The 26679-nt window shown below is 30.1% G+C and carries 33 protein-coding genes and 1 pseudogene; 4 read left to right on the forward strand and 30 right to left on the reverse strand.

Annotated features, from left to right (window positions below; genetic code table 11):
* Positions 1 to 19 precede the first annotated feature (19 nt).
* The 21 genes from J8H85_RS14355 to J8H85_RS14455 form a co-directional block, all read right to left on the reverse strand.
* A complete protein-coding gene (locus J8H85_RS14355; protein WP_209655906.1) occupies positions 20 to 1126 on the reverse strand; it encodes a hypothetical protein in 1107 nt (368 codons plus the stop codon).
* A gap of 11 nt (positions 1127 to 1137) precedes the next feature.
* Complete coding sequence (locus J8H85_RS14360; protein ID WP_209655907.1) at positions 1138 to 3438, reverse strand: sensor histidine kinase; 2301 nt, start codon at positions 3436 to 3438, stop codon at positions 1138 to 1140.
* Positions 3438 to 3650, reverse strand: coding sequence for a helix-turn-helix transcriptional regulator (locus tag J8H85_RS14365; RefSeq protein WP_209655908.1), 213 nt, complete (start codon positions 3648 to 3650; stop codon positions 3438 to 3440). Before J8H85_RS14365 ends, J8H85_RS14360 begins: the two co-directional genes overlap by 1 nt.
* A gap of 178 nt (positions 3651 to 3828) precedes the next feature.
* Positions 3829 to 4458, reverse strand: a complete 630-nt coding sequence (locus J8H85_RS14370) for a hypothetical protein (protein ID WP_209655909.1) — start codon at positions 4456 to 4458, stop codon at positions 3829 to 3831.
* A 184-nt stretch (positions 4459 to 4642) separates the two neighbouring features.
* Positions 4643 to 5254 (reverse strand): P-loop NTPase family protein, encoded by a 612-nt coding sequence (locus tag J8H85_RS14375; protein WP_209655910.1) that lies wholly within the window; start codon positions 5252 to 5254, stop codon positions 4643 to 4645.
* A 126-nt stretch (positions 5255 to 5380) separates the two neighbouring features.
* Positions 5381 to 6298 carry a transcriptional regulator gene (locus tag J8H85_RS14380; RefSeq protein WP_209655911.1) on the reverse strand — a complete coding sequence of 306 codons (918 nt, stop codon included), beginning with the start codon at positions 6296 to 6298 and terminating at the stop codon, positions 5381 to 5383.
* A gap of 152 nt (positions 6299 to 6450) precedes the next feature.
* Positions 6451 to 6738, reverse strand: a complete 288-nt coding sequence (locus J8H85_RS14385; RefSeq protein ID WP_209655912.1) for a helix-turn-helix domain-containing protein — start codon at positions 6736 to 6738, stop codon at positions 6451 to 6453.
* 89 nt (positions 6739 to 6827) lie between these two features.
* Complete coding sequence (locus tag J8H85_RS14390; RefSeq protein WP_209655913.1) at positions 6828 to 7676, reverse strand: RteC domain-containing protein; 849 nt, start codon at positions 7674 to 7676, stop codon at positions 6828 to 6830.
* Between the two features lie 146 nt (positions 7677 to 7822).
* Positions 7823 to 8794, reverse strand: coding sequence for an NAD-dependent epimerase/dehydratase family protein (locus J8H85_RS14395; protein WP_209655914.1), 972 nt, complete (start codon positions 8792 to 8794; stop codon positions 7823 to 7825).
* A 1-nt stretch (position 8795) separates the two neighbouring features.
* A complete protein-coding gene (locus J8H85_RS14400) occupies positions 8796 to 9587 on the reverse strand; it encodes an SDR family NAD(P)-dependent oxidoreductase (protein ID WP_209655915.1) in 792 nt (263 codons plus the stop codon).
* Between the two features lie 135 nt (positions 9588 to 9722).
* Positions 9723 to 10742, reverse strand: a complete 1020-nt coding sequence (locus tag J8H85_RS14405; protein WP_209655916.1) for an AraC family transcriptional regulator — start codon at positions 10740 to 10742, stop codon at positions 9723 to 9725.
* Between the two features lie 453 nt (positions 10743 to 11195).
* On the reverse strand, positions 11196 to 11966 hold the full coding sequence (locus J8H85_RS14410) for a MerR family transcriptional regulator (protein WP_209655917.1): 771 nt from the start codon (positions 11964 to 11966) through the stop codon (positions 11196 to 11198).
* A 158-nt stretch (positions 11967 to 12124) separates the two neighbouring features.
* Positions 12125 to 12376: a hypothetical protein gene (locus J8H85_RS14415; protein WP_209655918.1), complete on the reverse strand. Its 252-nt coding sequence runs from the start codon at positions 12374 to 12376 to the stop codon at positions 12125 to 12127.
* Positions 12377 to 12381: 5 nt separating this feature from the next.
* A complete protein-coding gene (locus J8H85_RS14420; protein ID WP_209655919.1) occupies positions 12382 to 13299 on the reverse strand; it encodes a DinB family protein in 918 nt (305 codons plus the stop codon).
* Between the two features lie 156 nt (positions 13300 to 13455).
* Positions 13456 to 14070, reverse strand: coding sequence for a YdeI/OmpD-associated family protein (locus J8H85_RS14425; protein WP_209655920.1), 615 nt, complete (start codon positions 14068 to 14070; stop codon positions 13456 to 13458).
* 19 nt (positions 14071 to 14089) lie between these two features.
* Positions 14090 to 14467, reverse strand: a complete 378-nt coding sequence (locus J8H85_RS14430) for a DoxX family membrane protein (protein ID WP_209655921.1) — start codon at positions 14465 to 14467, stop codon at positions 14090 to 14092.
* A 4-nt stretch (positions 14468 to 14471) separates the two neighbouring features.
* Complete coding sequence (locus J8H85_RS14435) at positions 14472 to 14975, reverse strand: SRPBCC family protein (protein ID WP_209655922.1); 504 nt, start codon at positions 14973 to 14975, stop codon at positions 14472 to 14474.
* Positions 14965 to 15297, reverse strand: coding sequence for a metalloregulator ArsR/SmtB family transcription factor (locus tag J8H85_RS14440; RefSeq protein ID WP_209655923.1), 333 nt, complete (start codon positions 15295 to 15297; stop codon positions 14965 to 14967). Before J8H85_RS14440 ends, J8H85_RS14435 begins: the two co-directional genes overlap by 11 nt.
* 125 nt (positions 15298 to 15422) lie before the next feature.
* A complete protein-coding gene (locus J8H85_RS14445; protein WP_209655924.1) occupies positions 15423 to 16034 on the reverse strand; it encodes a dihydrofolate reductase family protein in 612 nt (203 codons plus the stop codon).
* Between the two features lie 12 nt (positions 16035 to 16046).
* Positions 16047 to 16424: a VOC family protein gene (locus tag J8H85_RS14450; protein ID WP_209655969.1), complete on the reverse strand. Its 378-nt coding sequence runs from the start codon at positions 16422 to 16424 to the stop codon at positions 16047 to 16049.
* Positions 16425 to 16571: 147 nt separating this feature from the next.
* On the reverse strand, positions 16572 to 17387 hold the full coding sequence (locus tag J8H85_RS14455) for an AraC family transcriptional regulator (RefSeq protein WP_317195012.1): 816 nt from the start codon (positions 17385 to 17387) through the stop codon (positions 16572 to 16574).
* 205 nt (positions 17388 to 17592) lie between these two features.
* Between J8H85_RS14455 and J8H85_RS14460 the strand changes: the two genes are divergently transcribed.
* A complete protein-coding gene (locus J8H85_RS14460; RefSeq protein ID WP_317195013.1) occupies positions 17593 to 18396 on the forward strand; it encodes a helix-turn-helix domain-containing protein in 804 nt (267 codons plus the stop codon).
* 13 nt (positions 18397 to 18409) lie between these two features.
* Here J8H85_RS14460 and J8H85_RS14465 read toward each other — a convergent pair whose 3' ends face one another.
* Both J8H85_RS14465 and J8H85_RS19190 read right to left on the reverse strand, forming a co-directional pair.
* Complete coding sequence (locus J8H85_RS14465) at positions 18410 to 18718, reverse strand: phage integrase SAM-like domain-containing protein (protein ID WP_209655971.1); 309 nt, start codon at positions 18716 to 18718, stop codon at positions 18410 to 18412.
* 138 nt (positions 18719 to 18856) lie between these two features.
* Positions 18857 to 19069 (reverse strand): annotated as a pseudogene (locus J8H85_RS19190) (fasciclin domain-containing protein); the annotation flags it as partial.
* A gap of 370 nt (positions 19070 to 19439) precedes the next feature.
* Here J8H85_RS19190 and J8H85_RS14475 point away from each other — a divergent pair.
* The 3 genes from J8H85_RS14475 (at position 19440) to J8H85_RS14485 (ending at position 21767) form a co-directional block, all read left to right on the forward strand.
* Positions 19440 to 19958 (forward strand): hypothetical protein, encoded by a 519-nt coding sequence (locus J8H85_RS14475; RefSeq protein WP_209655926.1) that lies wholly within the window; start codon positions 19440 to 19442, stop codon positions 19956 to 19958.
* 235 nt (positions 19959 to 20193) lie between these two features.
* Positions 20194 to 20778 carry a diheme cytochrome c-553 gene (locus J8H85_RS14480; protein ID WP_209655927.1) on the forward strand — a complete coding sequence of 195 codons (585 nt, stop codon included), beginning with the start codon at positions 20194 to 20196 and terminating at the stop codon, positions 20776 to 20778.
* 92 nt (positions 20779 to 20870) lie between these two features.
* Positions 20871 to 21767 (forward strand): helix-turn-helix transcriptional regulator, encoded by an 897-nt coding sequence (locus tag J8H85_RS14485; RefSeq protein WP_209655928.1) that lies wholly within the window; start codon positions 20871 to 20873, stop codon positions 21765 to 21767.
* A 1-nt stretch (position 21768) separates the two neighbouring features.
* Here J8H85_RS14485 and J8H85_RS14490 read toward each other — a convergent pair whose 3' ends face one another.
* The 7 genes from J8H85_RS14490 to J8H85_RS14520 form a co-directional block, all read right to left on the reverse strand.
* Complete coding sequence (locus J8H85_RS14490) at positions 21769 to 22902, reverse strand: MFS transporter (protein WP_209655929.1); 1134 nt, start codon at positions 22900 to 22902, stop codon at positions 21769 to 21771.
* Positions 22877 to 23464: an HD domain-containing protein gene (locus J8H85_RS14495; RefSeq protein ID WP_209655930.1), complete on the reverse strand. Its 588-nt coding sequence runs from the start codon at positions 23462 to 23464 to the stop codon at positions 22877 to 22879. Before J8H85_RS14495 ends, J8H85_RS14490 begins: the two co-directional genes overlap by 26 nt.
* Positions 23465 to 23511: 47 nt before the next feature.
* Entirely contained in the window at positions 23512 to 24012 is a 501-nt protein-coding gene (locus J8H85_RS14500; protein WP_209655931.1) for a cysteine hydrolase family protein, read from the reverse strand.
* A 190-nt stretch (positions 24013 to 24202) separates the two neighbouring features.
* A complete protein-coding gene (locus tag J8H85_RS14505) occupies positions 24203 to 24985 on the reverse strand; it encodes an MBL fold metallo-hydrolase (RefSeq protein WP_209655932.1) in 783 nt (260 codons plus the stop codon).
* Positions 24986 to 25050: 65 nt separating this feature from the next.
* Positions 25051 to 25677 carry a hypothetical protein gene (locus tag J8H85_RS14510; protein WP_209655933.1) on the reverse strand — a complete coding sequence of 209 codons (627 nt, stop codon included), beginning with the start codon at positions 25675 to 25677 and terminating at the stop codon, positions 25051 to 25053.
* Positions 25661 to 26188 carry a hypothetical protein gene (locus J8H85_RS14515; RefSeq protein ID WP_209655934.1) on the reverse strand — a complete coding sequence of 176 codons (528 nt, stop codon included), beginning with the start codon at positions 26186 to 26188 and terminating at the stop codon, positions 25661 to 25663. Before J8H85_RS14515 ends, J8H85_RS14510 begins: the two co-directional genes overlap by 17 nt.
* 34 nt (positions 26189 to 26222) lie before the next feature.
* Positions 26223 to 26648 carry an ester cyclase gene (locus tag J8H85_RS14520; RefSeq protein WP_209655935.1) on the reverse strand — a complete coding sequence of 142 codons (426 nt, stop codon included), beginning with the start codon at positions 26646 to 26648 and terminating at the stop codon, positions 26223 to 26225.
* Between the last annotated feature and the right edge of the window lie 31 nt (positions 26649 to 26679).

The following is a 26679-nucleotide window of genomic DNA, read 5'->3' on the forward strand; positions in this document are numbered from 1 at the left end:
TACTACTTACAGCCATATCTTATAAGTTTCTTTTATATTCTTCAATTCTTTCAATTTCTGAATAATGTGGCTCAATGCCTTTATCGGCTCCAAGTCTTTCTAAAATTGCATAAAGTGAAATATATTTCGATTCTTGCCATGCTTTTAATTCATGTGATAATTTTACTTTAAAGCCCTCCAATGGATCTAAAGGACATTTAGTAGCTTCACAGATTGTCCAAAATTCACTACTAGTATTTAACTTTAATGGTTTAGCGGCAATAATTCCTTCAATAGCGAAAACCTCTTTTAAGATAGCAACTCTTTCCTCAGCTTTTAAAAAAGAAAAATTTTTTCCTGAAATTTCTTTTAATTTTGTATTTAATAAATCTGCCCACCATCTATTCCAACCATTTGAAAATACCCCATTAAATTTACAATCTTCAAATTTTGATAGTAGTTCTCTCCAATGTTCTCCACTTGCTTCAATATTAATACCTAGTCTAGCAGCTAAAATTGTTTCCTTTATTAAAGGGTTAGTTGAGTGAAAAAGTGTTTTTACGGTGAAATGTGCAAAATCATATGGTACAACTATATCTTGATTATAAAAACGCTCAAATATCCTCTGGTCTAAATTTTTCAAATCATTTCTTTGGAATATTTTATTCAGAGAGTTTGCATCAAAAGGTAATTCTTTATATCCTTCTGCTAATGCTTTTAATTTTCTAGAAAACCTTTCATAGTTAGGACTTTCTGATTTTCTAAAAGTATAGTCAAATAAATCATGACTTGTTTTATCTGATTTATAAGTTTCTTTAATTTTATCTAATGTTGAACACAAAATAATTGGAAAAGATTTTAACTCATTCCTTGCACAAACTGATCTCAGCTCTGAGCTTATAGAAATAGCACTATATTCTAATTGATTTGGACCTTCACCATCTAATCTTAAATCGATTAATAATCCATCATAATTCTCATTTGTTATTTTACTTTTTATTAATGATTCTAATATAGAAAAACTCAACCCCTTTTCAATAGAAAGTTGATGTACTTCTATTAAACCAGTATCGTTAAAACCATTTATTAATGATGTTATTGAACCATCATTCTCGTCATCGATGTATATATATTTAGGTCTTGACATAAGTTATTATTTTATTTTTTTGGTATTTCAATTCTTATTGTTGTATTAAAACCATCTGTAGGAGTTGATACATATATTTCTCCATTGTAGAACTCAATTATATCTCTTATAATTTTAAGTCCTAAACCTGTTCCTGTAAGCGCTGTTGCATCATCCGCAGTATGATTAGAGACAGTTGATGTAGTGTAGAAAGCATTGAAAATATTTTCTTCATTTTCTTTAGGAATTCCATCACCGTTATCAGAAAACTCTAGGTAAACAATATTATCTTCTTTACCACATTTAATAAAAATTTCACCGTCAGATTTACTTCTTTTTATAGCTTTTTTTGAATTAGTATATAAATTAAATAATATAGATGCCCATTCAGAAGGATGCATTGGAACTGTGAACAAGTCATATCCTTCGTATTTGGTTGGTAGCATTTTTATTGATGCTCTTTTCAAATCATTTGTAATAACTGACTCAAAATTTCTAACCACATCTCTCAGTTCTATTGGCTCCAATTCTCTATGGACATTTCTTGAAATCGTTTTATCGAAATAGGAGGTATAAGCACTAAACGATTTTACATTAGTTTCTAATAATTCAGTCCTTTCGTAAACGTCTTTATAATCCTTAACTGCATTTTTAAGAAAACTGATATCTGCATCAAAACCTGGTAAAAAACGTTGTACTTCATGCACAAATTCTCCAATTACTAATCCTAGTCCAGCAAGAATTCGAAGCATATTAATTTCATCAATCAGTTCCTGATTTTTTATTTTTTCTTCTTCTCTAGCTTGTTTTAAATTCGAGATAATTTGATTAGCTTTTTCATTCGCACCTTTACCTAAAGGTAGTTGATGAGAGTTATCATTGTTTGTTTCAGTTTCTTTAAATAATTCTTCTATTTTCTCAATAGCACTATCAACTTTTTCAGTAGGATTTTCTTTTTTGAAACCTTTTTGAGAAGCAGTAGCTTTTCGACCTCTCAATTCAGAAACTTTTATAACCGCACTTGTTATAGAACGATATACAAAGCTTACTAATTCATTTAAATATTCATTTTCAATTAAACCTTCTCTACTTGATGTTTCTTCGAAATTTCCAGATTTATCCTCAAGTTCAACAAAGCCGAAAAAGCTTCTATTCATATGAGGCCCTAATACAATACTTCTGTTATTTGATTGATCTAACCCTAACCAATCATCACCTTGCTCTCCATAAGGTAAAACACGAAAACCATTTCTATATAATTTAATTCCTCCTTTTTCATAACTTAAATCTCGTATAAAAGTAAAATTACCTGGTGAAAATAAAGAACCTTCATATATAAAGTAATATGCTTTAAAATGGACACCTTTTATTAACAGAAAAGGAGTAGTTGTATCGTCTTTATCCTTATCATTATTTCCTATAAGGAAAATTTCTTCTGGAAAATTAAGTTTGTCACTTTTTAATGACCAACAACCTTGACCGTCATTTAAAACATAACCTTCTATTTCTGCTAATGCATGCTGAAAAATTGCTTTTTCTTCGTCTACAATTGCAATTAATTCTCCTTTTTCTCTTCGGTAATAATTACTCTTAAATCCTTCGTCAATAGAGTTTTCTTTCTCTTCTTCTTTCTTTTTTGAAAGCGGGAAGGGTTGTAATAATTCAGAGGTATAACGGTATACTCTCTTAATCATAGTATCAGACCATCCTTCTCGAAGTCCTTCGATTATTAGTGATGTACCACTATCTTTAGTTTTTGGAATAAATTCAATTGAATTAGAAATAGATAGTAAATCCTTATCTGTTGCAAAATCATCCCAATTAACGACTACTTTTAAAGCTTCTGAAGATTGAGTGGTTTGAGTAATAATTATTAATTTATCCCCTAAACGTTGAGTAGCAAATCGACCAATTCCTTTTTTACCTGCTTTTTGACGTTTATACTTTTCAGAAACTGGATTGTGTATTTTATCAGAAGATGATAATCTCATAAAACCGTTAACTAATTGCTCACGGTTCATACCATGACCATTGTCCTCAATCGTTAAAACACCACCTTTATTCCATGCATTTTCAAAAATCAAATTTACTTCGGTAGCATCTGCATCATAAGCATTTTTAATAAGCTCAGAAACAGCTGTTTCTTGTTTTCCAACAAGTTCTTTTCCTAATCTATTAATGATTCCAGCATCTACCGAAAACCTTACAGTAGATTCATCTAAACTTGCTATTTCGTTAGATAAAGAAATAATTAAATTGTTATTTGAATCCTCTTTTAAGATTTCTTCAGATAACTTCTTCTTTAATTCTAAAATTTTATTTGAATTATCCATTAATTAGATTCATTGTTATTTATTAAATCAGAAGGGTAAACTCCTAGTATTTGTGCTATCTCTACTAATGTTTTCAAACTTGGTTGAACATCATTGGTACACCATCTTGAGATAGTAGCTTCATTTTTACCTAATTTTTCAGCTAACCACTTACTAGTTAAGTTCTTTTCTACTAATACTACTTTTAACCGATTAATTGCTTTTTTGCTCATATTCTTTGCATGATATGCAAATGTATTGAATTTAATTACAATTTTGGAGTCTCAAAGTTCGCAACATTAAATTTCTAACAGATAACTCAAAACATCTTTTTTATTCCTCCATATTATATAGTTTTAAAAATTGGATATTAATTAAACTTTGGCAGTAAATTATATTTACTGCCGAAACTTAATTGTAATTAACAGTGTCGATGTAAAGCTGCAATTCATATAATTCAATCAGTGTTTCGGTTTGTTTTGGCATTCTTGCTAATTGTACAAAGTTGATGTTTTGGTATAGTGATTTTTCTCCTAGTAAGTCTTGAAGTATGATGTATATGGCTTGTAGTAGTATTTTAGTATTGCAATGAATGTTATAGTTTTTTAAGTAAATTATGATGTCAAGTTTTTTGATTTTGTCATCGTAATTCAGTGGTAAGAATTTGATTTCGCTGGTTTTGATTGTTATTTCTGGGAATATATACTGGTCATCTAATCCATCGATTATTTTATCTATGTTTTCTGTTGGTTGAATAAATGCTGTGAATTTCCAATGTTTTAGTTGTGGAGCATTGTTGATTAAATCGGTTACTTTGATGAAGTATTCCGGATTACCGTTTGCCGTAATGATTAGCTCTGTTGTTTGGGTTGCTTTTTTTGGGAAAACTATCATAAAATCTAATGCTTTGCAGTAATAACCTAATCGTTTGTTTAACAAATAGCAGATTTGTTTTTGTTTTATTGGCGTTTCGTTGATGAGGTTTTTTATGGTTTGGTTGTTGTCTTGGAACCAGTTCCAGAAGGTGTTTATTTTTCTCATGTGTTTATTAGTTGATGCGTTGATTTGTTTATTCGTTTATAGTAAAATAGCACTTCGACAGGCTCAGTGTGACATTATTGTTGATGCGTTTATTTGTTTATATGTTTATTTGTTTAGAGTAAAGTACTTCGACAAGCTCAGTATGACAATGAGATGAGATTGCTTCGTTCCTCGCAATGACTGATTAGCGTTTGTCTTGGGTGGTTTTGTCGAATGCAATGAGGTTTAGCATGGCTCGTAATCTGGAGCGTACTCGGTTGCCATACATGGTTTCGATTTCTGAAGCTGATAGGTTGGTAGTGATATGGGTTATGACTTTTCTTGAGATAAATAGATCATATCTTGAGAGAATTATTTCTGCCATTACGTTGCATTCATTTCCATAGTATTTTAAATTGCTTTCTACTCCCAAATCGTCAAAACAATAGTTTTTATATTGTGATTGGGAGTAACTACCTCGACTGTATTGATGGATTATATCGTATCCTTCTTTTATAAATTCAAAGCTTATATCTCGACAGGTTCGCATATAGAATTTATTTTCTTTTTGGGTTATATATTTCATTATTGTCATTAATGAGGTTTTACCTGAACCAACTGGACCAGAGAGAAGGATTCCTTTTGTTAGGTCTAATCCGAATTGATTTGCTGTTGGCTCATCTTTTAAAAAGTAAGCGACAAGCTTTGTAATGTTTTCCATGTCTTCTGCGATGAAATGAAAGTTTGAGTCATAATCTTGTTTCGCTTTTTTTTCTAACCATGTTAGGATTTCTGGATAGTTGTATTGGGAGCTCATTGTAAATAGTTGGTGGTTTATAGTTTACAAGTAGGTTATCTGTTATCAGATTCTAAAACTACACTTCGACTGCGCTCAGTGTGACATTGCTTGAGATGCTGAAACAAGTTCAGCATGACAGAAAGGTCAAAGTGGTTCTGCATAGTTTTTGTCTTCTGTAACTTGTAAGTGTTTCGCTTTTGGTTGTTCTCTTTGTTGAAGATTTTGCGGAAGATTTATTGTGAATTTGGCCGTATTTAGCATCCAGTTACGAGCTGCTGCATTCCAATCTATCATTTTTGTTTTTCCACCAATGAGCCAGCCGTTGCTAGTGTAATAATTGTAAAATCGTTCTGCTTCAAATTCTGAATATTCTTTTTGTTTGAAATACTCTTTGACTTGTTCGATAGTTGGTATTGATTTTGAATTATGCGACACTTCGACAAGCTCAGTGTGACAACTCTCTTTTTCTTTTTTTTTCGCGGAACTTTTTTTTATTTTCATTTCATTGGTGTCAGCGAATGTTTGAAGTATTTGCCGATTTTCATCGTCCAATGTTTCCAACATTTCTTTTTTTTCTGTTATTAAAAACTCTTCTTTATTTAAAATTTTAAAATTGTTGTCTATAGATATGTTTTTATTGTTTTTAGATGTTTTGTTATTATATATATTGGGTTCATTGGCTTGTTCAGCATCGTTACTATTAGCTTGGTTATTTATTGGTAGGGTTTGGTCAATAATTGAACTGGTTTGATTTTTAAAAACAGCTTTTCTGTCTGACAGGTCATGCAGGATTACTTCGGAGCCGGCATACGGATTGTATGACGGCAAATAGTCTATAAATCCCATACTTTGTAGTTCTTTAATGTACTTATGATATGTTGCTTTTGAAGCTATTCGACTGGCTTTCATCATTTCGTCTCTTGAAATGGAAATTGGATTTTTGAATCGATTAATGTTCCAACTTTGAAATAAGGCTATATACAAGCTAATATGTGTTGGGTAAATGGTTTCTTCAGAGGCTATGCGAATGAAGAAACCGGTTAGGTGTTTGATGTAGTTCATGAGAATTACGAATTAAAAATTACGAATTACGAATAATGTGATTCCTCGACACTTCGACAAGCTCAGTGCAGGCAAGCTCGGAATGACATAGCAATATTTCAAAAGATTGCTTCACTTCGGCTACGCTCTGTGCAAGCTCTCGCAATGAAGGATTACTTGAAGAGTGTAGGCAAAGCATTTATCTTGTTTCCATGCAAGAGTTTTTCGATGTCTGTATTGTCGTAATACATGATACCACCAACTTTAGTATAGGTTAGTGTACCATTAATTCGTAAATTTTGTAAAGTACCTGGAGAAATGTTTAACAGCTTACGGACTTCTTTGGATTTGATCCACTGTTTAGTTTGTTGTGGTTTGGAGTGAATGATTTCTTTTAAATCATTTAAAAGAAGATTGCGGAATTCGTTGAGGTCTTCGATTGTGATAACTTGTACTGCCATAACTGTTATTTTAGATTGTTATGGTACAAAATTGTGAAGATTGATTTGTTTTATTTCACAACGGGGTTCGTGTTGTGAACGATTTTTATTTAAATGACCTCATCTGAATTTTCCATTCTTTTTAATAGGGCTTCATTTAAAGTCGTTAAAAACTTTGTCTTATCGCTTTTTCTTGCTCGAATTTCAAGGAAAGCACGACGGTATTGCCCTAAATCTATTTCAAAAATATGTTCAAAATATTCAGCAATATCCTTTAAATCGGATGCTCCATTATTAAAAACACCTTCTGTATGTAACGCATACATTAACTCAATGAGTGCCACTTTTGAACCGGTCCATGTCATTTTTATGTTCGGTTTGCGTTGTGATTTTTCAGCGCCATCTTTGTTGTCAATCAAGATTAATTGGTTTTCTAAATAAAGTTGAATTAAATCATTAGCTAGGATTTTAGCGACTTTGAAGTCGTGTGAGGTTGAAAACTTTGTGTCTGATTCAAAGTAATGATTGTCTAGCGACATTTTTATGTCGAATTTACCACGAAGAAAATATTTGTAATCTAAATAAGTGCTACCGGAACGGTAGTATTTATAAAATTCGAGTTCATTGTCAAAAAAGGCTTTTAGCTTACCGAGTTCGTTGTTGTAGTATTTTTTTAATATTCTGTTACCACCATTTGGCTTTTTCATTTCAATTTTAAAGATGGTATTGTAGTAAATTAATTTTGAAACAAATTGAGGTTTTGTTTCTTTAAAAAATTGAATTTCTTCTCCTTCACTTTTAAAACTATTTTTATTGATTGTTAATTTTAAAGCTTGAATTGTTTTGAGAATAATATCAATAGCACTTTCACAACGTGTTAACTGATTATCAATCTCTAAATTGATAAAGTTGAGTTGTTCATTGAGTTCATTAAGAAGTTTATTGATTTTTGATTGCAATTTTTTTTTAAAATTATTGTCTTAATTAATTGTTACTTTTGAATAAGGATCCCTTTGAATAAGTACTTTGAAAATTTGTATTGTATTTTTGCGTTGTATATTGGATAAGAAAAATAGAAATAGGATATATTTTCACTTTTACATATCTATTTTATTTGCTTGTTGTTGAAGTATTTTATAGCATCCTTAATAGCATAATCTACGGATGTATATTTCAATTTTAATTCTAAAATAGATTTTTTGTTATCATAAAAATTGTCAATACAAAGTATTTTCATATTTATACTACTTATGTTTGTTTTAATTTTGCAAAGCCTTAAAATATCTCCTAAATATCCTATTCCAATTAGTATTTTTCTTGGTATTTTTATCATTAAAGAATTTTGATTTTCTAAATGATTCAATTTTTTAAAGAAATCTTTAAAACTTAAATTTTCATTTGCTATAAGATATTTTTCTCCACTTTTTCCATTATGTAGACTCGAAATAATACCTTTTGAAACATCCTTTACATACACAAAATTCTTCCCACCTGGGGGGAAAAATATTATTTTCTTTTTCCACCCCATGAAAATGATTTTTCCAGAACTTGGTTTTGTATCAAATGGTCCTAACATGAAAGTGGGATTAATAATTATTAGTTTGATATTGTCCTTTTTTTTCAATAGATCATTTTCCGCATCTAATTTGCTTTTAGCATAAAAAGAAAATTTGAATGGTGATTTTATCTCCTTTATTTCGGTTCCCAAATCATTTATTGTACCATACCCTAAAGTATTGGCAGTACTTACAAAAACAAATGTTTTTACTTTACACTGAATTGAAGAAGTAAGAATTTGATTAGTTAAATTACAATTGATTTTCCAATAATCCATATAATTTGTGATATTTTGACTTGTTTCAGCAGCAATATGAATAACTGTATCAACTCCTTTTAGAATTGGTGTTAAATCATCAAATAAATTCCCTTCTATTAGTTCTAAATTAGGATGATTTTGTCCTTGAAATTTTGATTTGTCTCGTAGAAATCCTTTTACAACATAACCGTTTTCTAATAAATCAACGGATAGATTTGTGCCTAACAATCCATTTACACCTGTCACAAATATTTTTTCCATATTAAATTTCTCTTTTAATTGCATTAGTCATTAAGGGTAATCTTATCCAAATTGGTAAAATTTTTAGAATAGCATAACTTAAAGGATTTACTATAATTACACTATTATTTTTAAATAATTGTTGAAGCGATAATTTCGCTACTCTTTTAGGGTCTAACAATGTTAATTTTCCTAAAATGCCCTGTTTTTCAATTCTAGCTTTTACCTCATTATTAGTTTTCATTGCTCCAGGATTTACAACACTTACGGATACATTTGAATCTTTGAGTTCTTCGGATAATCCACGCGAAAAAGAATAAATAAAACTTTTGGAAGCAGGATAAACAGTTTTATATCCAATAGGCGAAAAAGCAGCCATACTAGAAACATTTAAAATATATGATTGCTTATGTTGCATCAGATTTGGTAACAACTGATGGGTTAGAATTGATGTTGCAACTACATTTAGTTGTATAATAGAATTGATGTAATTTACATCTGCCTCGATAAATTTTTTGCTTCCACCAACTCCGGCATTATTGATTAAAATGTCAATATTGAAGTTTTTATTTAGCCAATTGGTTAGTGTTACTACATTATTATATAGGGTCAAATCAGTTTCGTAGTAGTACGTTTTTACACCATATTTTAAGGCTATTTCATCTGATAAAAATGAAATGTTTTCATTAGGTAAGCTTACCATAATGATGTTCATTTTTCTTAAAGCCAATTCATTAACGAATGCTTTTCCTAGTCCTTGACTTGCTCCTGTTATTAATACAAATTTCTCTTCTGCTTTTTTTTCTAATTCCATAAAATTAATTTTTATAGAGCAAAAATACAGGGAGCGTAAGGTTCAGTTGTGCCGATTTATAAATATGAACCTATATTAGGGTGTTATTTTAATTTACTGATAATCAGTCATTAAATTATATTTTAAAGGTTGAGTTTATAAAGTCGAACAACTTTTCTTAAAGTCTGATGGTGTTTGATTTGTAAATTTCTTAAAAGTGGTATTAAAAGTAGTTTTAGAATTGAAACCAGCCTCGAATGCAACAGCTATTAAGGAGTATTGATCCATTTTTGCGTTGAGTAGTAATGATTTTGCTTCTTCAACTCTATATTTATTTATAAAATTATAAAAATTCATATTGAAACCCGAGTTAATGATGTAGGATAACTTGTGAGGGGATGTTTCAAACAATTCGGCAAGATTTAGTAAGTTAAGATTAGAGTTAAGATATGGCTTTTTATTTTGCATTAATTGTGAAAGTTCGGACTTAAATATAATCAGTTCTTCATCCGATACAATTTTTTTTAGGGATCCGTCAATCTCTGATTCTGTATTTAAAGATATAATTTCTTTGATTTTTTCTTCTTTGAAAGGATAAATTTCCTTTTGTCTCATACAATGGAAAGCACTATAGAAAATTGCAATAAGTATTATCACATTTAAAGCAAGGTTTAATCGTTCAAAATTAAAAAAAACATTGTACAAAATAATAATTGAAACACATACAAGAAGCCCTACCGCTATTCTTTCAAGCCAAGTTAAATCAATTTCATTTGTTTGAGACGAATAAAGCATAACGAATTTCTTATGCTTTCTAATCATAAAATAAGAAGCAGTGATATAAAAGAAGGTCTGACCTAGCATTAAAACTAAAAGGATGTAGTTTATTATTTGGTAATGTGATATGCTGAAAGCATACAGTAAAGCAATATAAATGATGGGTAGGATAAAGTGTGGAAATATTATTTTTTTTAATTGTAACTTAGGATTAGAATAAAACAACACAATGAAATAAAACAAAATAGGTGTAAAATACTGAAATCCTCTAAAAAAAATCCGCCATTTTTGATTTAACTCAATGTCAGATATAAGCAATATGATTTCATCTATCCAGAAAGAAGCCCATAACAAAAATAATATACCGAATAACCTATTGGCAATTTTATTTGCCCTCATTGGATTTGAGATACTTAAAAACGAAAGAAGTATAAGTGAGCTAAAGTTTACAATTACAAATAAATAATTTAAATTATTGGATACCATATTTATGTATTTGCTTCATTAAGTTTAAATGTTTTTTGTAGTTGTTGTATTAATTTAAATACAAACGTAAATATTTGAAGAAAATTATTTAACCTAAACTATAAATTATTCTATAGATCAAACTTGAAAAGATTATTTAAACAGTGCTATTATCTAATAAGCAAACTTGATTGTTATTTTAGTTATTTCTCTAATACATTTGAGTGATTTTTTAAGTATTGTGTATTTGGTTTAAATATTTGCCCGTTCTGAAAAATAGTTTGATTTTAATAAAATAGTTTCGTGTGATAATCGGAATGTTAATAAGGATATTGAAAAATATTGGAGGAAGTCAACTCAACAAAAATTACCTCCCTCCATTATTTTTTAATCTAACTGTGAATTTGCAAAAAAGCGAATTGCTTCAGAAAGAAATTTAGCAAATTCAGGTTGTGGTTCACCATCTATAAATGTAAACCTAGGATCTTCAACATAAAGTTTGCCTAATCCTCGATACTCTTTTTTTTGGGCATCTGAAGAACCATCTGTTCCCCAAAATTTTCTAATATTGGAGTAGTGGCGTGCAATTTCTAATTGAACCTCTTCAGTTTCTGGACTGTTTGAAGATAGTCTGAACAAGTTTTTAAATATGTCTTGTTGCTCCTTTTTCAGTTGTTCAAGTTGTTCTTTTGAAAGTTTTTTTAAATACTTCTCACTTGTTTTAATGGTGTTGTTACCATATTTTTCAATGGCTTCATTACGGATTTCATTCCTTTCTTCTTTGGAGAATCCTTCATACAATTCATTGTCTGTAATCATTGTTTTGTTTTTTAAATTAGACATTGTTTTTTCAATTGTATTCAGCATTGAAGAAATTTGCTGTTGTTTGGATTTAAGGGCCCATTTGTGATTTTCAAGCGCTTGAATCAAATCAAAATTAGGATCTTCCAAAATGCCGATAATTTCTTGCAGGGTGAATTCGAGTTCTTTATAGAAAAGAATTTGCTGCAATTTCAACAATTCGTTCTCCCCATACAGTCTGTACTTGGCCTCGGTACGGATTGCTGGTTTTAGTAACCCAATATCATCATAGTGATGTAGTGTACGAACGCTTACACCAGCTAATTTTGATAAATCTTTCACTGAATACTTTTTCATTTAATAATTAATTAAAATGACAATGCAAAGAAAAGATATGACGTTGCGTAAGAGTCAAATGTTTTTATGATTATTTTATTCCTTCAAACAAACTAAAATTAAATTTGCTCATATCTTGCTCCCCTGAATCAGTATTGTTTCCTTTATTGATATTTCCTTTAAGTGTAAAATCTTGTTTTTTTTTTATCTATTTTAAAGCTGTCAAAATCTTTCTGACTGGCAAATTCTACGATATGAATTTCGTATGGCGTTTCAATATTGCTTTCAATCACATTTGTATCCGTAGGACGTAACCGAAGCAACAACCGTCCATTGTATTTAGAGATTAATGGTATGGCTACATTTTCGAATTGATGAAATGCAGCTTCCTCATTGGTATTAATATAAATAATTTGAGTTAGGTAGATCATTTTTGTTATAGTTTTTTAACTAATTGATCAATTTGATTTACATGTCGTGAAATATGAAAGACAGAAAAATTTAACCATTCATAAACACTCATTAAACCAAAAGGAGGAAGCTCAAAAGCTCCACATTTTTTATACATATCAAGGGTTTGAATGCAATCGTTTATTTCCGACTGTATTTTAGCAAGTTGTGTTTTATGGTTTTCTTTATCATACTTTTTAGATGATGGTATTAAAAAATCAGGAGATTTTTGTTTGTCTTTTTCGTTTAACATCATAGCCCTTATGTTTGGAATATGAATGTCATAGGAAGTAGGAGAATCAAGAGGTTTTTCTGTTAAAAATTGTTTTAAATCAGAATTGCCCATTATTATGTGTTCTATAACTTGTGCAATGTTCCATCCATTAGGTACGGGTTTGTTGTATAATTCATGAGAAATTGAGTCAACCATAGAAATCAGTTTATCACAAACCTTGTTATTTAAAGTAGTTAAATAAAGCTCTTCCGATTTGCTTTTAATAATGCTAAAAGTATGGTTCCAAAGTTCTACTGTATCATTATAATGTTTTTCATCTCTAAAACCTTCTTGAAAAATTGTGAGTTCACAACTGAAATTGTCCAATGAATTAATTTTATATGATATGTTACAATACTCTTCGGGGATATCTGGGGCATTCCAAAAGGAGCTCCAATAAGAAAATTTTAAAAAACTATTTTTTTCGATAATCTGAACCATTCCTTTATCTGAATATTCCACATTTTCCCAAGTGCCATTAAATTGAATATTGGTGCCAGGTTTCCACGAGGTTTTAAGTTTTGCATCCCAAGCGGTTTGGTATAAATCATCCGACAATAATATTTCCCAAACAGATTCTTTAGAAGCGTGAATTTTTGTAGTAGTTGAAAATGTTATTTTTTTATTCATGACTTTGATTTGTAAAAAGAGATAACAGTGTTGTTAAAAATGAATTGTTATTTATAAGTATTCGATAATAGAGAGCAATAAACACTTTCCATTATTTTTTTTGCGTAGATGCAAATTTAGAGTATGACGTTGCGTAAGAGTCAAATGTTTTTATGATTATTTTTTAGCATACTGCCAAAACCTATCTTTTCCTTCCGCTATCCATTCCAAAGATTGCTCGATTCTTTTATTCCGTGTGGCTTCTGTTTTTGCGTCTATAATCCAAACTAAATAGTTCTTGCGAAATGAATCGGATTTGGTTTCAAAAATTTCTTTTGCTTTGGGATTCGTTGTCAATTTTTCAGTAAAGTAATCAGGTGTTTCAATCACTTTTGGTTTGTCCGACTTTTTCGCTACGACCTTAATTCCTTTCTCGTTTAATTCCATTGCCTCTTTAATAAAATTAACAAATTCTTTGTCTGTCGGTAAATCGGATAGCGTTGTGATTTTGCCCAAAAAACGTTGAATGGGTTTCAGGTCTTTGCTTTCTTTCAACCTTTCATCTTTCATTAATTCGGCCTTAATAAATGAGAACGAGCAATGATTTTTATAGGAAGCCATTACACACATAAAATCGCCTTTATAGTCAAAGTGTGGAATTCCCCATTTAATGGCTTCATCTACATTTGGGCAAGTGTCGTGAACTAATTGTCTCCAATGTTCTAAAATTGGTTTCGCAAAATCTTCTGCCTTTGCTATGTAAGCATCTACATCTGAATTAAACTTTTTCATTGTAATTGTTCTTAAGCTGTTATTTAATTAGTACAAAATACTTTTCTTTATTTTCATAGATAATCCAAAGGTTTATGGCAAGTAATACTAGTACAATAGGCAAACCTGATGGAGCAGAAATGATGTTTGTTAAAAGTATACCAATCATTACTGGGAAAATTACGATGGCACCATGTGCTCTTGTTTTAGGAATGGCAAATAATAAACCACCAAGAAATTCTGCAAATCCTACCAATGGCATAAGCCAAACAATCTCCATAAATGCAGTCATTAGCTTTACCATATTTTTGGGTATATCATCAGGCATTGGCATATAATTAAAAAATTTATTAAGTCCTGCGTTGATAAACATAAGCCCGAATAACAGACTTACAACGAAAATTATTTTATTTTTCATCTTTTTACTTTTTTAATGTTTCTAATAGTTCATCCAATTTCTCCAGTGTTGAAATCATACCTTCTTTCATTCCCATATTGATCACTGTTTCGAGGTCGTTTAACGAATCGTAAGTAACCACAGTTGTAACTGTGGCATTTTCGCCCTTGTCATTAAAAGTCACTTTCCAGTTTGCCGTAGGAAGCTCTTGATTTATGGTGCCTTCACTATCGCAAAATGCATCAATTGTTCGATAATAATCAATAGGGTTTACATCGTGATATTTGGTATAACCCCAATATTCTGTGCCATCTGGGTCAATCATTGCGTAATGCCAATGTCCATCATTTTTAAAGTCCATTGACTTTGTTTTGGTGGTAAATGGTTTTGGCGCAAACCATTGGTCCAACAACTCTTGTTTGGTATAACAATCCCAAACTAATTGTCTTTCTGCATTAAACTCTCTTATGATAGTAAGCGTGTTATTTTCCTTATCTACTAGGAAATCGAATTGTAAATTACTTTTCATTTTTTTGATTTTTAAGTGTTGCTAATAAATTGTCTAATTGGCCAAAGCGGTTTTCCCAAATTTTTCTGAATTGTTCCAACCATTTATCTATTTCTTTCATTTTATCGATTTTTATTTGATAATAAATCTCTCGACCCTGTTGATGAGATTCTATAAGTTCACACTCGTTTAAAATTTGAATGTGCTTAGAAATCGTAGGTCTAGCTGTGTCAAAATTTGATGCAATGTCTCCAGCTGTCATAGTTTGCGTTGTAAGCAAAACTAATATGGTTCTTCTTGTTGGGTCTGCAATTGCTTGAAATATGTCTCGTCTTAATTTCATTATGAAGTTATTTGACTACAAATATATATGAAGCCATTTAACTACGCAAATATTTTTCGTTTTTTTTAAAATTTTCTGTTTTATCAATAGTTATTTCATTTTTGATGGATATAAGTAAATCAGTACTATTTATTGATTACTGGGTAACGTAAATGAGTGACTCCTAAACCCGAAATTACGGTCGGATTGCCAAGTTCATACGGAATATTTGCGAGATGTTCAAAGAGCCGAACTCCAGAACCTAGAAAAACTGCTGCCATGTCAATGTGTATTTCATCGAGTAGACCAGCGTTTAGGCATTGTTGGATTGTATTAGCTCCATGAACTGCAACTGCTTTTCCAGCTGCCGCCTTTTTAGCTTGTTTGATGGCAGATTCTAGACCATCTGTAACGAAGTTTACGTTCGAATTGGGCTTTGGCCAGCCATCGGGAATAGTGTGAGTCAGCACGAATGCTGATCCCCAACCGTGATTTCCTCCCCATCCTTCGGCAACATCAAAGGTGCGTCTACCGGTTAGTACAGCTCCAAGTTCATTTACAAGACTTTTATAATGATTTGCACTGGAACGAGAGAGTCGAAAAGTCATTGCATCTGCTCCACCAGCAGGAATTTCTATATCGCCAGAGAAGTACCAATCGAAAACTTCTTCTACACCATCCTTATCGTCTGCAACAAAACCATCAAGAGATATTGACATTACTGCGATAACTTTGGAATTGTTTTTGTCTGTTTTCATTGTCATTGATTCTTAATTTTTTGGTGAATATTTAACTATGTCGATTCCAATACCGTTGGGGTCTTGAATTGCAAAATGCCTGTCGCCCCAAGGTTCATCTCTGATGTCAATTTCAATTTTTACACCTTGCTTTTTTAGCTCGTTATAAATCTTATCCACATCATCTACTTCAATGGTCAAATACATACCTTCTCCTGTAAAAGGTTTTTGAAATAAAGGTTGCTGACTTGGATGATTCGGCATCAAAAAACTTACTTCATTTTCTTTGTTTGGAGTGTGCATTAAGAGATAAAACTCATTTTCAAAAGTGACACCAAAGTCTAAAATTTTGGTGTAGAATTTTTTAGTATCTTCCATTTTATCTGTTACAATGCCTGCGTTTAGTTTCATATTCATGTTGTGTTTGGTTTGTGAATGACAAGTGATTACGGTGTTAATTAAAATTATTAGACTTAATAATGTTTTCATATTAAATAAATTAATGTTTTTACAAATTTGAGATTATCTCATTTAATAATATTGTAAAAAATGGACATATTACCTACCAAAAGCTTTGGTTGGAGTTACGCCATAAAAAGTTTTAAATTCTTTGATAAAATGCGCTTGGTCGTAATAACCCGAATCGTAAAATAATTTATTTTCTTTAAGACTTTTAGAAGAAGGTTTTGCTCTAAGTATGTTTTGAAATCTAACTACTTTACTAAAGGATTTAGGTGTGGTGCCAATATAAAGATCAAATAATCTTCTTAACTGCCTACTGCTAATGCCAACATTCAAATCTTTTTGAATATTGAGCACACCTTGTTGTTGAAGAATTACATGTATGGCATTGTACAACCTTGTATCAAAATTGAATGCCGTTCTTGAGATTAGATCTTTAAAAAAATAGTCAAGTTTTTTTCTTATAATATCAAATTCAGAAACAGCATGCAATGAGTTCATTAGGAAAGCATGAGTTTCATTAGAAACTATTTCTAAGTTTATATATTGATTGCTAAGTTGAGAAGCATCTATTTTAAAAACTTGAGGAAACATTGTTGGCAAGAACCTTATTCCTATATAATGAAATGAATTTTTTAGTTCAAACTCGGTATATTTATTACAAAAGCCCATGACATAACTTTCTTGAATATTATTTATTTCAAAGTAAATATCAATACAGCCATCAGCAACAACTCTATAAGTAAATGGAGTATCTAGTGGTTTAGTGGTTTTCAATTCCCAATAGCAAAATATTACATTTTGAAGGGTAACATCTGGTAGATATTCACAATATTGAACACTTTCACCTGACTTTTTTACGGTGGGTTGAATAGGCAAAAATAGTTCTCTAATTTTTGACTGATTTATCACTATTATTCTTTTTGTGTTATGATAGATGGTAGTTTATTATTTTTTAATACAGTTTGATTTTATTTACAACCTCCAATTGTATAAAAGCCAACTAAACGTTACCAAAACTAACTATAGTATATCTTTTATAATAGAATAAAACCGACATTAAAATTTTGATTTTAGGTGTTTTAAATTAATTTTATATAAATTATAAAGTGTATTTATGTACGTAGAGCAAATTTTGCCACCCCATAATTTGAGAAAATTTATTCGCTTTTTTTGGGTAATTGAATATAATAGCATGGTTGACAATGATCATGTTTTTAAGGTTTTTGCAAGACGATATCCAAGAATTGTTTTTCAACATAACAATGGCAATTCAGGGATTTATAATGGCAAGGACTTTTTACCATTGGCTTATTTTAGTGGGTTGAATATAATGCCTTACGAATGCGGAATACAACCAAGTATAAGCATTACAGGAGTTAGTTTTTATCCCTATGCGATAAAGCAATTGTTTGGTATTGATGCTTACGAATTGTTGAATGAATTACCAGAAGTTAATTTCTTATTGCCAAAATCATTTACTGAAAAAATGATTGATACTAAAGAAAAAAATAAAAGAATCCAGTTATTGATAGATTATTTTAATGACAAAGTAGACCAGATAAAAAAATATGATGCTTTTAACGAAATAGTTTGGGAAACGTTTCAAAATGAGATTAAGGAAAGTAATGTGCATAGTTTTTTGAAAAAATTTAAAATTTCTGAAAGGCAACTGGAAAGAAGGTTTAAAAACAATATTGGTTTAACACCTAATCAATTTTTAAGAATTAATAGATTTGAAAAATCGATACAATTAATTAAAGAATCAAATGTGCTCAGTGATATTGTTTTCAAATTAAATTATAGCGACCAGTCACATTTTTGCAGAGATTTTAAAGAGTTTTCACAGTTTACTCCAACCCAATTTATGAAACTTAATGTTTTGCTTGAGGAAAATTCATCGGTTATTTTAAAAAAATGATTCATCTTCATTATTACAAATGACATAAATTAATTGATTGAAGTTCAGCTTCAGTAAGGTAAACTCGTTCCACTTCTATAACTTCAGATGTGTAGTTTGCAAATGGGTTTTTATCTAGCCAGTCATTGGCCAAACATATCTTTATAATTTTATTGAAGTTTTTGATGTATTTAACAGTTGTATTGTTAGCACAATTTCTAACGTTTCTTAACTGGAATTCATAATCAGTAATAAAAGCATGAACAATCTTTGTAATATCAATAGCTGAAATATTGTAATTTATTATTCTCTTAGTGTATCCAAAAATTTTGTTTTCATTGATGAATTTATAATTATTTTTTTAATAGAGAAACCCATAATTTTCTTGGAGTTAAAAAACATGGGCTTACTTAAAATTAGTTGCTATTAACTAGTTTAGAATTTATAGAATTCTGCATTTGTTTTTAGAATATCCACTATATTAATTTTCAGTATTTGGTATAAGTACCGATTTAATAACATGAATTATTTCATTTTTTGTTTTGATATCAAAATATGAGATTTCAATATTTTCATTTCCAGAACCATCTTTAATGGTGATTTTGTCAGTGGATTTTGTAAACACTAGATTATCACTTTCTAAACTTGCAGCAGATTGTAAACCATCTGTTAGTGTTTTTTGGATATGTCCTTGGTTGTGATGATATGATGTTTTAAGATAGGGGAGAGTGTACTCTCACCAATGTCCTCAATTTTATCCCAATTGTCGTTGGACATATTTAAAATAAATAATTGTTTGGTTGAGAGAAGTGGGAGTGTTGTAAGTACCAGGTAAAGGGCTTGACTGAGCTTAATTAATTATCAGTTTCTTTAGAGCTTTTCAATGCCGTTTTTATAATAAACTTTTTTAGATTCATTTTTGAGGTTTACTGTTGTTGATTTGTTGATACTTTAAATTAGCAATTTTGAATAGTAAACTCTTTGAACATACTATTTCCTTTGCAGAAAAATTAAATTTTTTTAAATACTGGATTAGTTAAATAAATAGTTTAAAATTAATTATTATGTTAAAAAGAAAACATCTTGTTTTATTAATGTGTGGGATTTATTCTTGCGCTTTATTTTTTATGTCTTGCAATGATGACGATACGTTGTCTAAAGATGAGGTTATTAAAGAAAAGTTAAACGAAGTCAGAAATATAACTTCTGATATACGTACAACTGAGAAAGCAGCTGAAAAAGGTTGGGATGAAGCTCTTTCGGAATGCGTTGAACATCCCACCGAAGGAGCTATGGGATACCACATTGCTCGTATGGAATATATGGATGGAAGAGTGAACCATAAGGAACCGCAAGTGCTTTTATTTGCAAAGAAGAAGAATAGTGAAGATTTAGAGTTAGTTGGAGTGGAATATATTGTTCCCTTTGGTATTCATCCGTCAAGTAAGGAAGCTCCAGAATTATTTTTTCAAAAATTCCATAAAAATATGGATCAGGAAATTTGGGCTTTGCATGTATGGACTGAAAGGGAAAATCCAAAAGGAATTTTTTATGATTGGAATCCTGACGTTTCTTGTCAATAGGTCATTTAGTATCAATTAAGAATAGTATAAAAAAATAGATTTGTCCAGTAAATGTCAATAAATTAAGCATGTGAAAAATATTGCTTTTATTGTTGAATACTTAAAAAAATATAGCATTTAAATTAGCAATTATTAATAGTAGTTTACAAATACAGCCTTGTTTTTGTGTGTATGTTTATTACAAAATCATAATTAATATAACGTTGAATTTGATTATTAAGTTAAAAAAAGAAAAATGAAAAATATTATTTTTAAAGCATTATTGTTATCCTTAATCATAGCATCTTGTAAGAAAAATACGGAAGTAGATACAGTGAAGTTAGGAGATAAGATTCAGCTTGAAGAATCTGTACGAAGAGGAGAGTATTTAGTTGGTATAATGGATTGTGCTGCCTGTCATACTCCAAAATTGTTCACTCCTAATGGCCCTGTATTAGATGAAAGTCGATTGTTTTCTGGCTTTAATTCAAACAATGAATTGCCAAAACTCAGTAATACAGAACTGGAATTGGCAAAAAAGTGGGTGCTTTTTAGTGGTGATATGACATCTTCTGTAGGGCCTTGGGGGATTTCTTATACTGCGAATATCACATCGGATGATACAGGTATTGGGACATGGTCTTTTGAACAGTTTGAAAGGGCTATTAGAAAAGGAAAATATAAAGGTTTAGAAAATGGAAGACCTTTACTACCTCCAATGCCGTGGCAAGCTTATAAAGATTTAAGTGAAACGGATCTAAGAGCAATTTTTGATTTTTTAAAAAGTACTAAGCCAATCGAGAATATTGTACCTCCTCCAACACCTCTTATTCAAAATTGAGTAGATTTTTTTATAATTTATTTAATTAAATTTTAAAAGTGCTTGCAAAAATATACCGATTGGTATATTTTTGCAAGCATAACTATTGATATATGATTGTAGCAAATAAATTTCCAAGTCAAGAGATAAAGAATAAATTAAAGAATATCGTATCGGATGGAGGATTAAATTCTATAAAATGGCCTGATATTGTTATACATACAACAGTAAATAAGCACTCATCGAATATTCCTGAGAGTTCATTTTCAATTTTATCTATAAATCAAGAGGGGGTTGCCCATATTAATCTTAAAAATAGAAAGTTAAAAATATGTAACAATACATTTATGGTTTTAACTCCCTTTCAAACTTTTGATTATATAATAGATTACAGTTTACCTATTGAGATTTTGAATGTTCATCTTAGTATAGAAACTTATCATGGTATAAATGCTGCTTTTACTAAAGATCATGGAAAGTTACTCGATTTTCCTTTTGATATATGGGACGGGGATGTTTTAACTAGTCACATAAATTTTAAGCCAGAGGCATTTACATTTTTGCTCAATAATTATAATAATCAACAGGATGATGAAACTTATATTATGAATATAGTTAATCATATGATTTTTTTGAATAGAGAAAATCTAAGATTAATTAATAATATTCAAGGGACTAAAAGCAGTACTAAAATAGAATTGTTTAAAAGAATGTTTTTGGCTAAGGATATAATTTACAGTCAATTTAATGACCCTCAACTCAATCTGGAGTATTTAAGCAGAGAAGTGTATATGTCTAGGTTTCATTTTTTAAGAGTGTTTAAGCAAACATTTGGAATAACGCCTTATCAAATGATTAGAGATATTAGGATAAATAAAATTATTGAAATGATTTCTCAAAAAAATAAGAATATTAATGAAATATCAATGAATGTTGGACTTCGAGAACCTAATTCAGTTTATGCTCTATTCAAAAAGGGAGCTTCATTTAATAAGAATTTAGTAAAGTAATTTATCCTATATCTTTTTTTAGAAGTATTGGTAGAATAGAGGAAATAATACCATAAACTAAAAATATATATACAAATGCAGATTGGTGTTCAATTATAAGTTTTCCTATTAATAAAGAACCTAATCCTATTCCTAGCTCCATAAAAATATATAAGGTAGATAAAGCTTTGCCGTCTTCTCCAGAATTTTCATTTAAAGACCATAAATTTAAAACAGGAATAAAGATCCCCATTGATGCTCCATAAAATAAAGATGCAATTACAAACGCAGTTTTATTTTCCCAAAGTGAAAATAATAATGAAGCAAAAACCAACATTAAAGTGGCGTATAAAAGTAATTTATTTAACGGTAGGCCCTCTATTTTGTTTTTGAATAGAAGTCTAATGAAGATTGTACTTATAGAGAAAAAGACGAAAAAGATTCCTTTGTTATCAAATCCTAATTTGTTAGCCTGTATTGACGAAGAAATCAACAAAATTCCAAATCCAAGGTATATCCAAAACATGATAAGCGATTGTTTCCAGATACACATATCTAGTATAGATTTAGAAACTTTTATTGTTGCAATTTTTTGTTTATTTTCTTCTTTTAAAGGAATAACCATCAGTATTGCTACTACACCTAGTAAAGCTCCAAATAAGAACACATAATTAATACCCAAATGAACATGAATAAGACTGCTAAACATTGGGCCAAAAGCCATTCCTGCTGAATAAAATGCTGTTTGAATGCTTATTGCTCTACCGCGGTTAAAAAAATTGTTTTTGATAAAAAAAGTATAGCCTGTTGGTGCAAATCCGGTAGAGAAACCATGAATGAATCTTAATATAAGAAAGCCTAAAACAAAATCAATCCATGGGTATAATATATTTACAAATATGGTAACAAATAATCCAATATAAATAGCGTATTTTCCGGCTCTTAAATCAGATAGCTTACCGCTTAAAGGCCTCGAGAGAAGTGCCGCAATTGTAAAAAGAAGTATTATTAACCCCAAATAAGATTTGCCGCCAATATGTATTAGGTATGAAGGTAGTACTGGTAATAATATATTGTAGCTTGCAGAAAAGAAAAGTGACGAAGCACTTAAAAGCCATAATGAATAATTATTACTTTTCACAACGTATGTGTCCATCTTGGATTAATTTATCTAGATAGTTTAAAGTTAATTCCCATAATTTTTCTGAACCCTTATTTATAGGATTTAGTTTATTTATTAAGTTTTCATATGAGATATTATGTTTTTTCCAAGTGCCCCCCTTATTGTTGAAGTTTAATAATACTGGTGCAAAACGGTCTATAGACTTTGCATAGTGCTTTTCGGGAGTGTCTCCATATTCAAACTCATACCATAAACCATAAAGTTCATTTTCATTTGATTTGGGTAAGATTTTATAAAGATTTTTAGCTGCATGTAATTCCTGATCATTATTATCATGACTATTTTGGTTGTCAAATAAAAAAGTATCGCCAGCATATATCTCCACCAAGTCATGTATAATAAGCATCTTTACAACTTTGTTTATGTTTATTTTTTCATTTGCATAATCTTTTAAAAGAATAGCCATGAGCACTAACTGCCAAGAATGTTCGGCGACATTTTCTTTACGTGGAGAATCGATAGGACTTGTGTGACGCTCCACTAATTTTAATTTGTCGGTTTCAGTCAAAAATTTCACAATACTTTCTAATGACATAGTTCAATTTTTTTAATACTAATTTATCAAATATTATATTTCATTCATTAGGTTTTATGGATTATTTCAGAATTATACTTCTGATTATTTATCCCTATTCTGTCAAATGTAGCAGTAGCATCAGAAATTAAATAGGTTTCATAACCAAAATTTCCAGCCATTCTAACTGTAGTTGATACACAGTGGTTAGTAGTAATACCAATTATCACTAGAGTGTTAATTTTCTGTTTGTCAATTTCTTCTTTTAAAGTAGTTCCTATAAAAGCACTGTTTACACTTTTTGTTATTACTTGCTCTCCTTTAATTGGTAATACGTGCGAATTAAATTTAAAACCTTCATTTGAAGTATGTAACAGTGATTTTGGGTTTGTTGAACTATGCCTGATGTGAAAAATAGGCAGTTTTAATTTTCTCCATTTTTTCAGAATTTTTCCAGATATAATTTCTGCGTTTTTGTTGTTTCTATTACCTCCCCAGTAAGCTTCATTTAAAAAAGCTTTTTGTATGTCTATTAATATTAAGGCTGGTTTTTTATCATTTAGTATCATAGGGTATTGTTTTTTAATGATGGCTAGAATTTAATAGCTATTGTTTACATTAATCATTAATCATTAAACCTTAAAAAGCAATTGTTTTGAGCAAATTCAATAAATAAATGTTTTTTGGAAATAAATGCCAGATTGTTGATCAATGCAAAACACATTACTTTTAAAATTAAATTATTCCTACTGTATATTGTCAAATAAATTTAAGTGTTTGTCCATCCTCAGGTATAATAACATGGTCTGAAATCCCTATATCATTGATATACTCATGCAGTTCTATTCTACTCAATGTACAAAGGTTTATAGTTTCAAGGTGAATTACTATAATGATAGCTTCAGGCAACAATTGGTGTACTTTATAAACATCTTCTTTACCCATAATTATAGGACCAAAAGGTTCTAGTATTGCGAATCCTGCATTTAATACAATAATATTTGGTTTAAATTTGAGGAGGTTTAGTTCAACTTCATCAATCCAAATAGTATCACCAACAAAGTAGACTGACTTTTCGCCTAAGTTATTAAAGTATAGTCCTGAAGATTGCCCCAAAATTGATGCGATTTGTGAATTATTATAGGCTTCGTCTGAACCGTGTTGGCACTGTGTTTTTTTTAAGAGTACGCCGTTATAGTTTGTGTTTTTATCAATTACCCTCACATCTGTAAACCCATCAGCCATAACGGTTTTAGCATCTTGTATGTTTTGGCAAAATACAGGCTTGCTTTTAGGAAGAATTCTAACAGCTTCTTCATCCCAATGATCTGGATGTAGGTGCGTAACAATAATGGCATCTATATCCAAAAGATTATTAGTAGAAACAGGTAAGTTTACCATTGGAATTTTTTGATTTGAACCAGTTAATCCTGGAAATCCAGGATAAGCATCTTTCTTGGCTAACATTGGATCGATCAAAAATTTTTTGCCAGCATAATTAAACATTACAGTGGCATTTCTAATTAATTGAATACTTGTCATGGCATCTGTCTATTTTATAGATAATTAATTATTATATAATAACTGATATGTGACTTATAAAGTGATTATTCTTTTTGACCAGCTTTAATAGGAGTGTTGTTGTCAAGATTATAGGCGTACTCTATTAAAGTAACACGTTCGAGTGTTCTATTAAATTGTAGCTTTAACCAACCATAATGTTCTTTTTGGTTAACAACATGCTTAACTCCAATATAAATTTCGTTTTCATTTTTCAAACTTCCTTCACACCACGAATTTCCATTATTCTCAGTATGTTTTATAACCAGAAAATTACGACTTGAAGTCCAAGTTTGATTATTGGCAACTTCATTATTAATTGTTTTTTTGTACTCTTCACCTACAATTAAGCCTAGATTCAGGTAATAATTATCATTAGGTAAACCACTTTTAATCATATTGGAATCAATTGGTTTTATCCCAAAGTACAAATGGTCGCCATTTTGGTCCGATGTTAAAGCACTGAAAGTTAAAAAGTCTAAAATCTGATCGTTATTAATATCTATTTCAATTTGTAGTGGGCTTCCGGCATCTATTGTACGCCCGTCTACTTTGTAGAAAATATTGTTGCCAATTGGATTAGTGCTAATGTCCTCACCTTTATCACAGGCGAAGAAAGCCATTAATCCGATTAATAATGTAAAATATGTTACAAGCTTAATTTCTGTTTTCATGGGTTGTTTTATTATTATTTATATTTAGATCAAATATCCATTTAAATGCTTCAGAAGCACCATTGAAATACCCTTCCGAATTTGTGCTGAACATAAATTGATATTTATTAATTTTTGAAACGTCATGGTGAATATGTGCCGCGGCAACGCATCTTATACCTCGGTTATTGGATAGCTCTAAATTTTTTGATTCATCAAATAGATCTAAATATCCAACTCTCCAACCATATCTTGATAACGTTAAAGGAATTATTTCTCTGAATCTTTTGTGTGTGTCAACATCTATTGCTTTAAATCCAAGTAAGTCAATGTAAATTTTAAAAATGCTATTATCTAATAGGGTTTCTAAAGTATTTAAAAGAGATTTTTCCCAATTTAAAACATCTGTTATATCTACTTCTCCATTAAGACGAGTAAATAGTAAATTGTTTTTGTTGTCCCATAAACTACCTAGATTTGGGACGCTTTTCATCATATTAAGAGATGAAAAATATATTTCCATTTTATTCATAATCTATAATAATTTTGAACATGAAGCTTAATTGTTAGATGGAGATTAAATCTTGATAAATCTCAAAAGCATTTCGTTCTACCCAACACTCTTTAAGCTTTCCTTTTTCTATCTTCCAAATTGCTATTCCAGTAAATGAAATTGGTTGATTATCTGGAGGTAGGTTAAAAATACCATTGTTGTTACCTGTACATACAAATCTTGAAACCACATGGCTATGTTTTTCACTTACAATGATTTCTTGACTTATAGTGATTGCATTTGTTAACTTGGTCTGGAATGTTTGAACCCATTTTTTGAAATTGTCCCTACCTGAAATGGTTTTACCACCAGTGGTAATTACATAATCTTCAGTCATGAGTTCGTCAATAGCTTTAAGGTCATGGGATGATCCCCATACGCGATTAAAAAATTCTAGAATGATTTTATCTGCCTGTATGTTGCTAAAGTTTTTATTCATAATCAATTGGTTTATTAATTATTTAGAAAGA

Origin of the sequence: Mariniflexile gromovii, assembly GCF_017814435.1 — a bacterium.
Lineage (GTDB): Bacteria > Bacteroidota > Bacteroidia > Flavobacteriales > Flavobacteriaceae > Mariniflexile > Mariniflexile gromovii.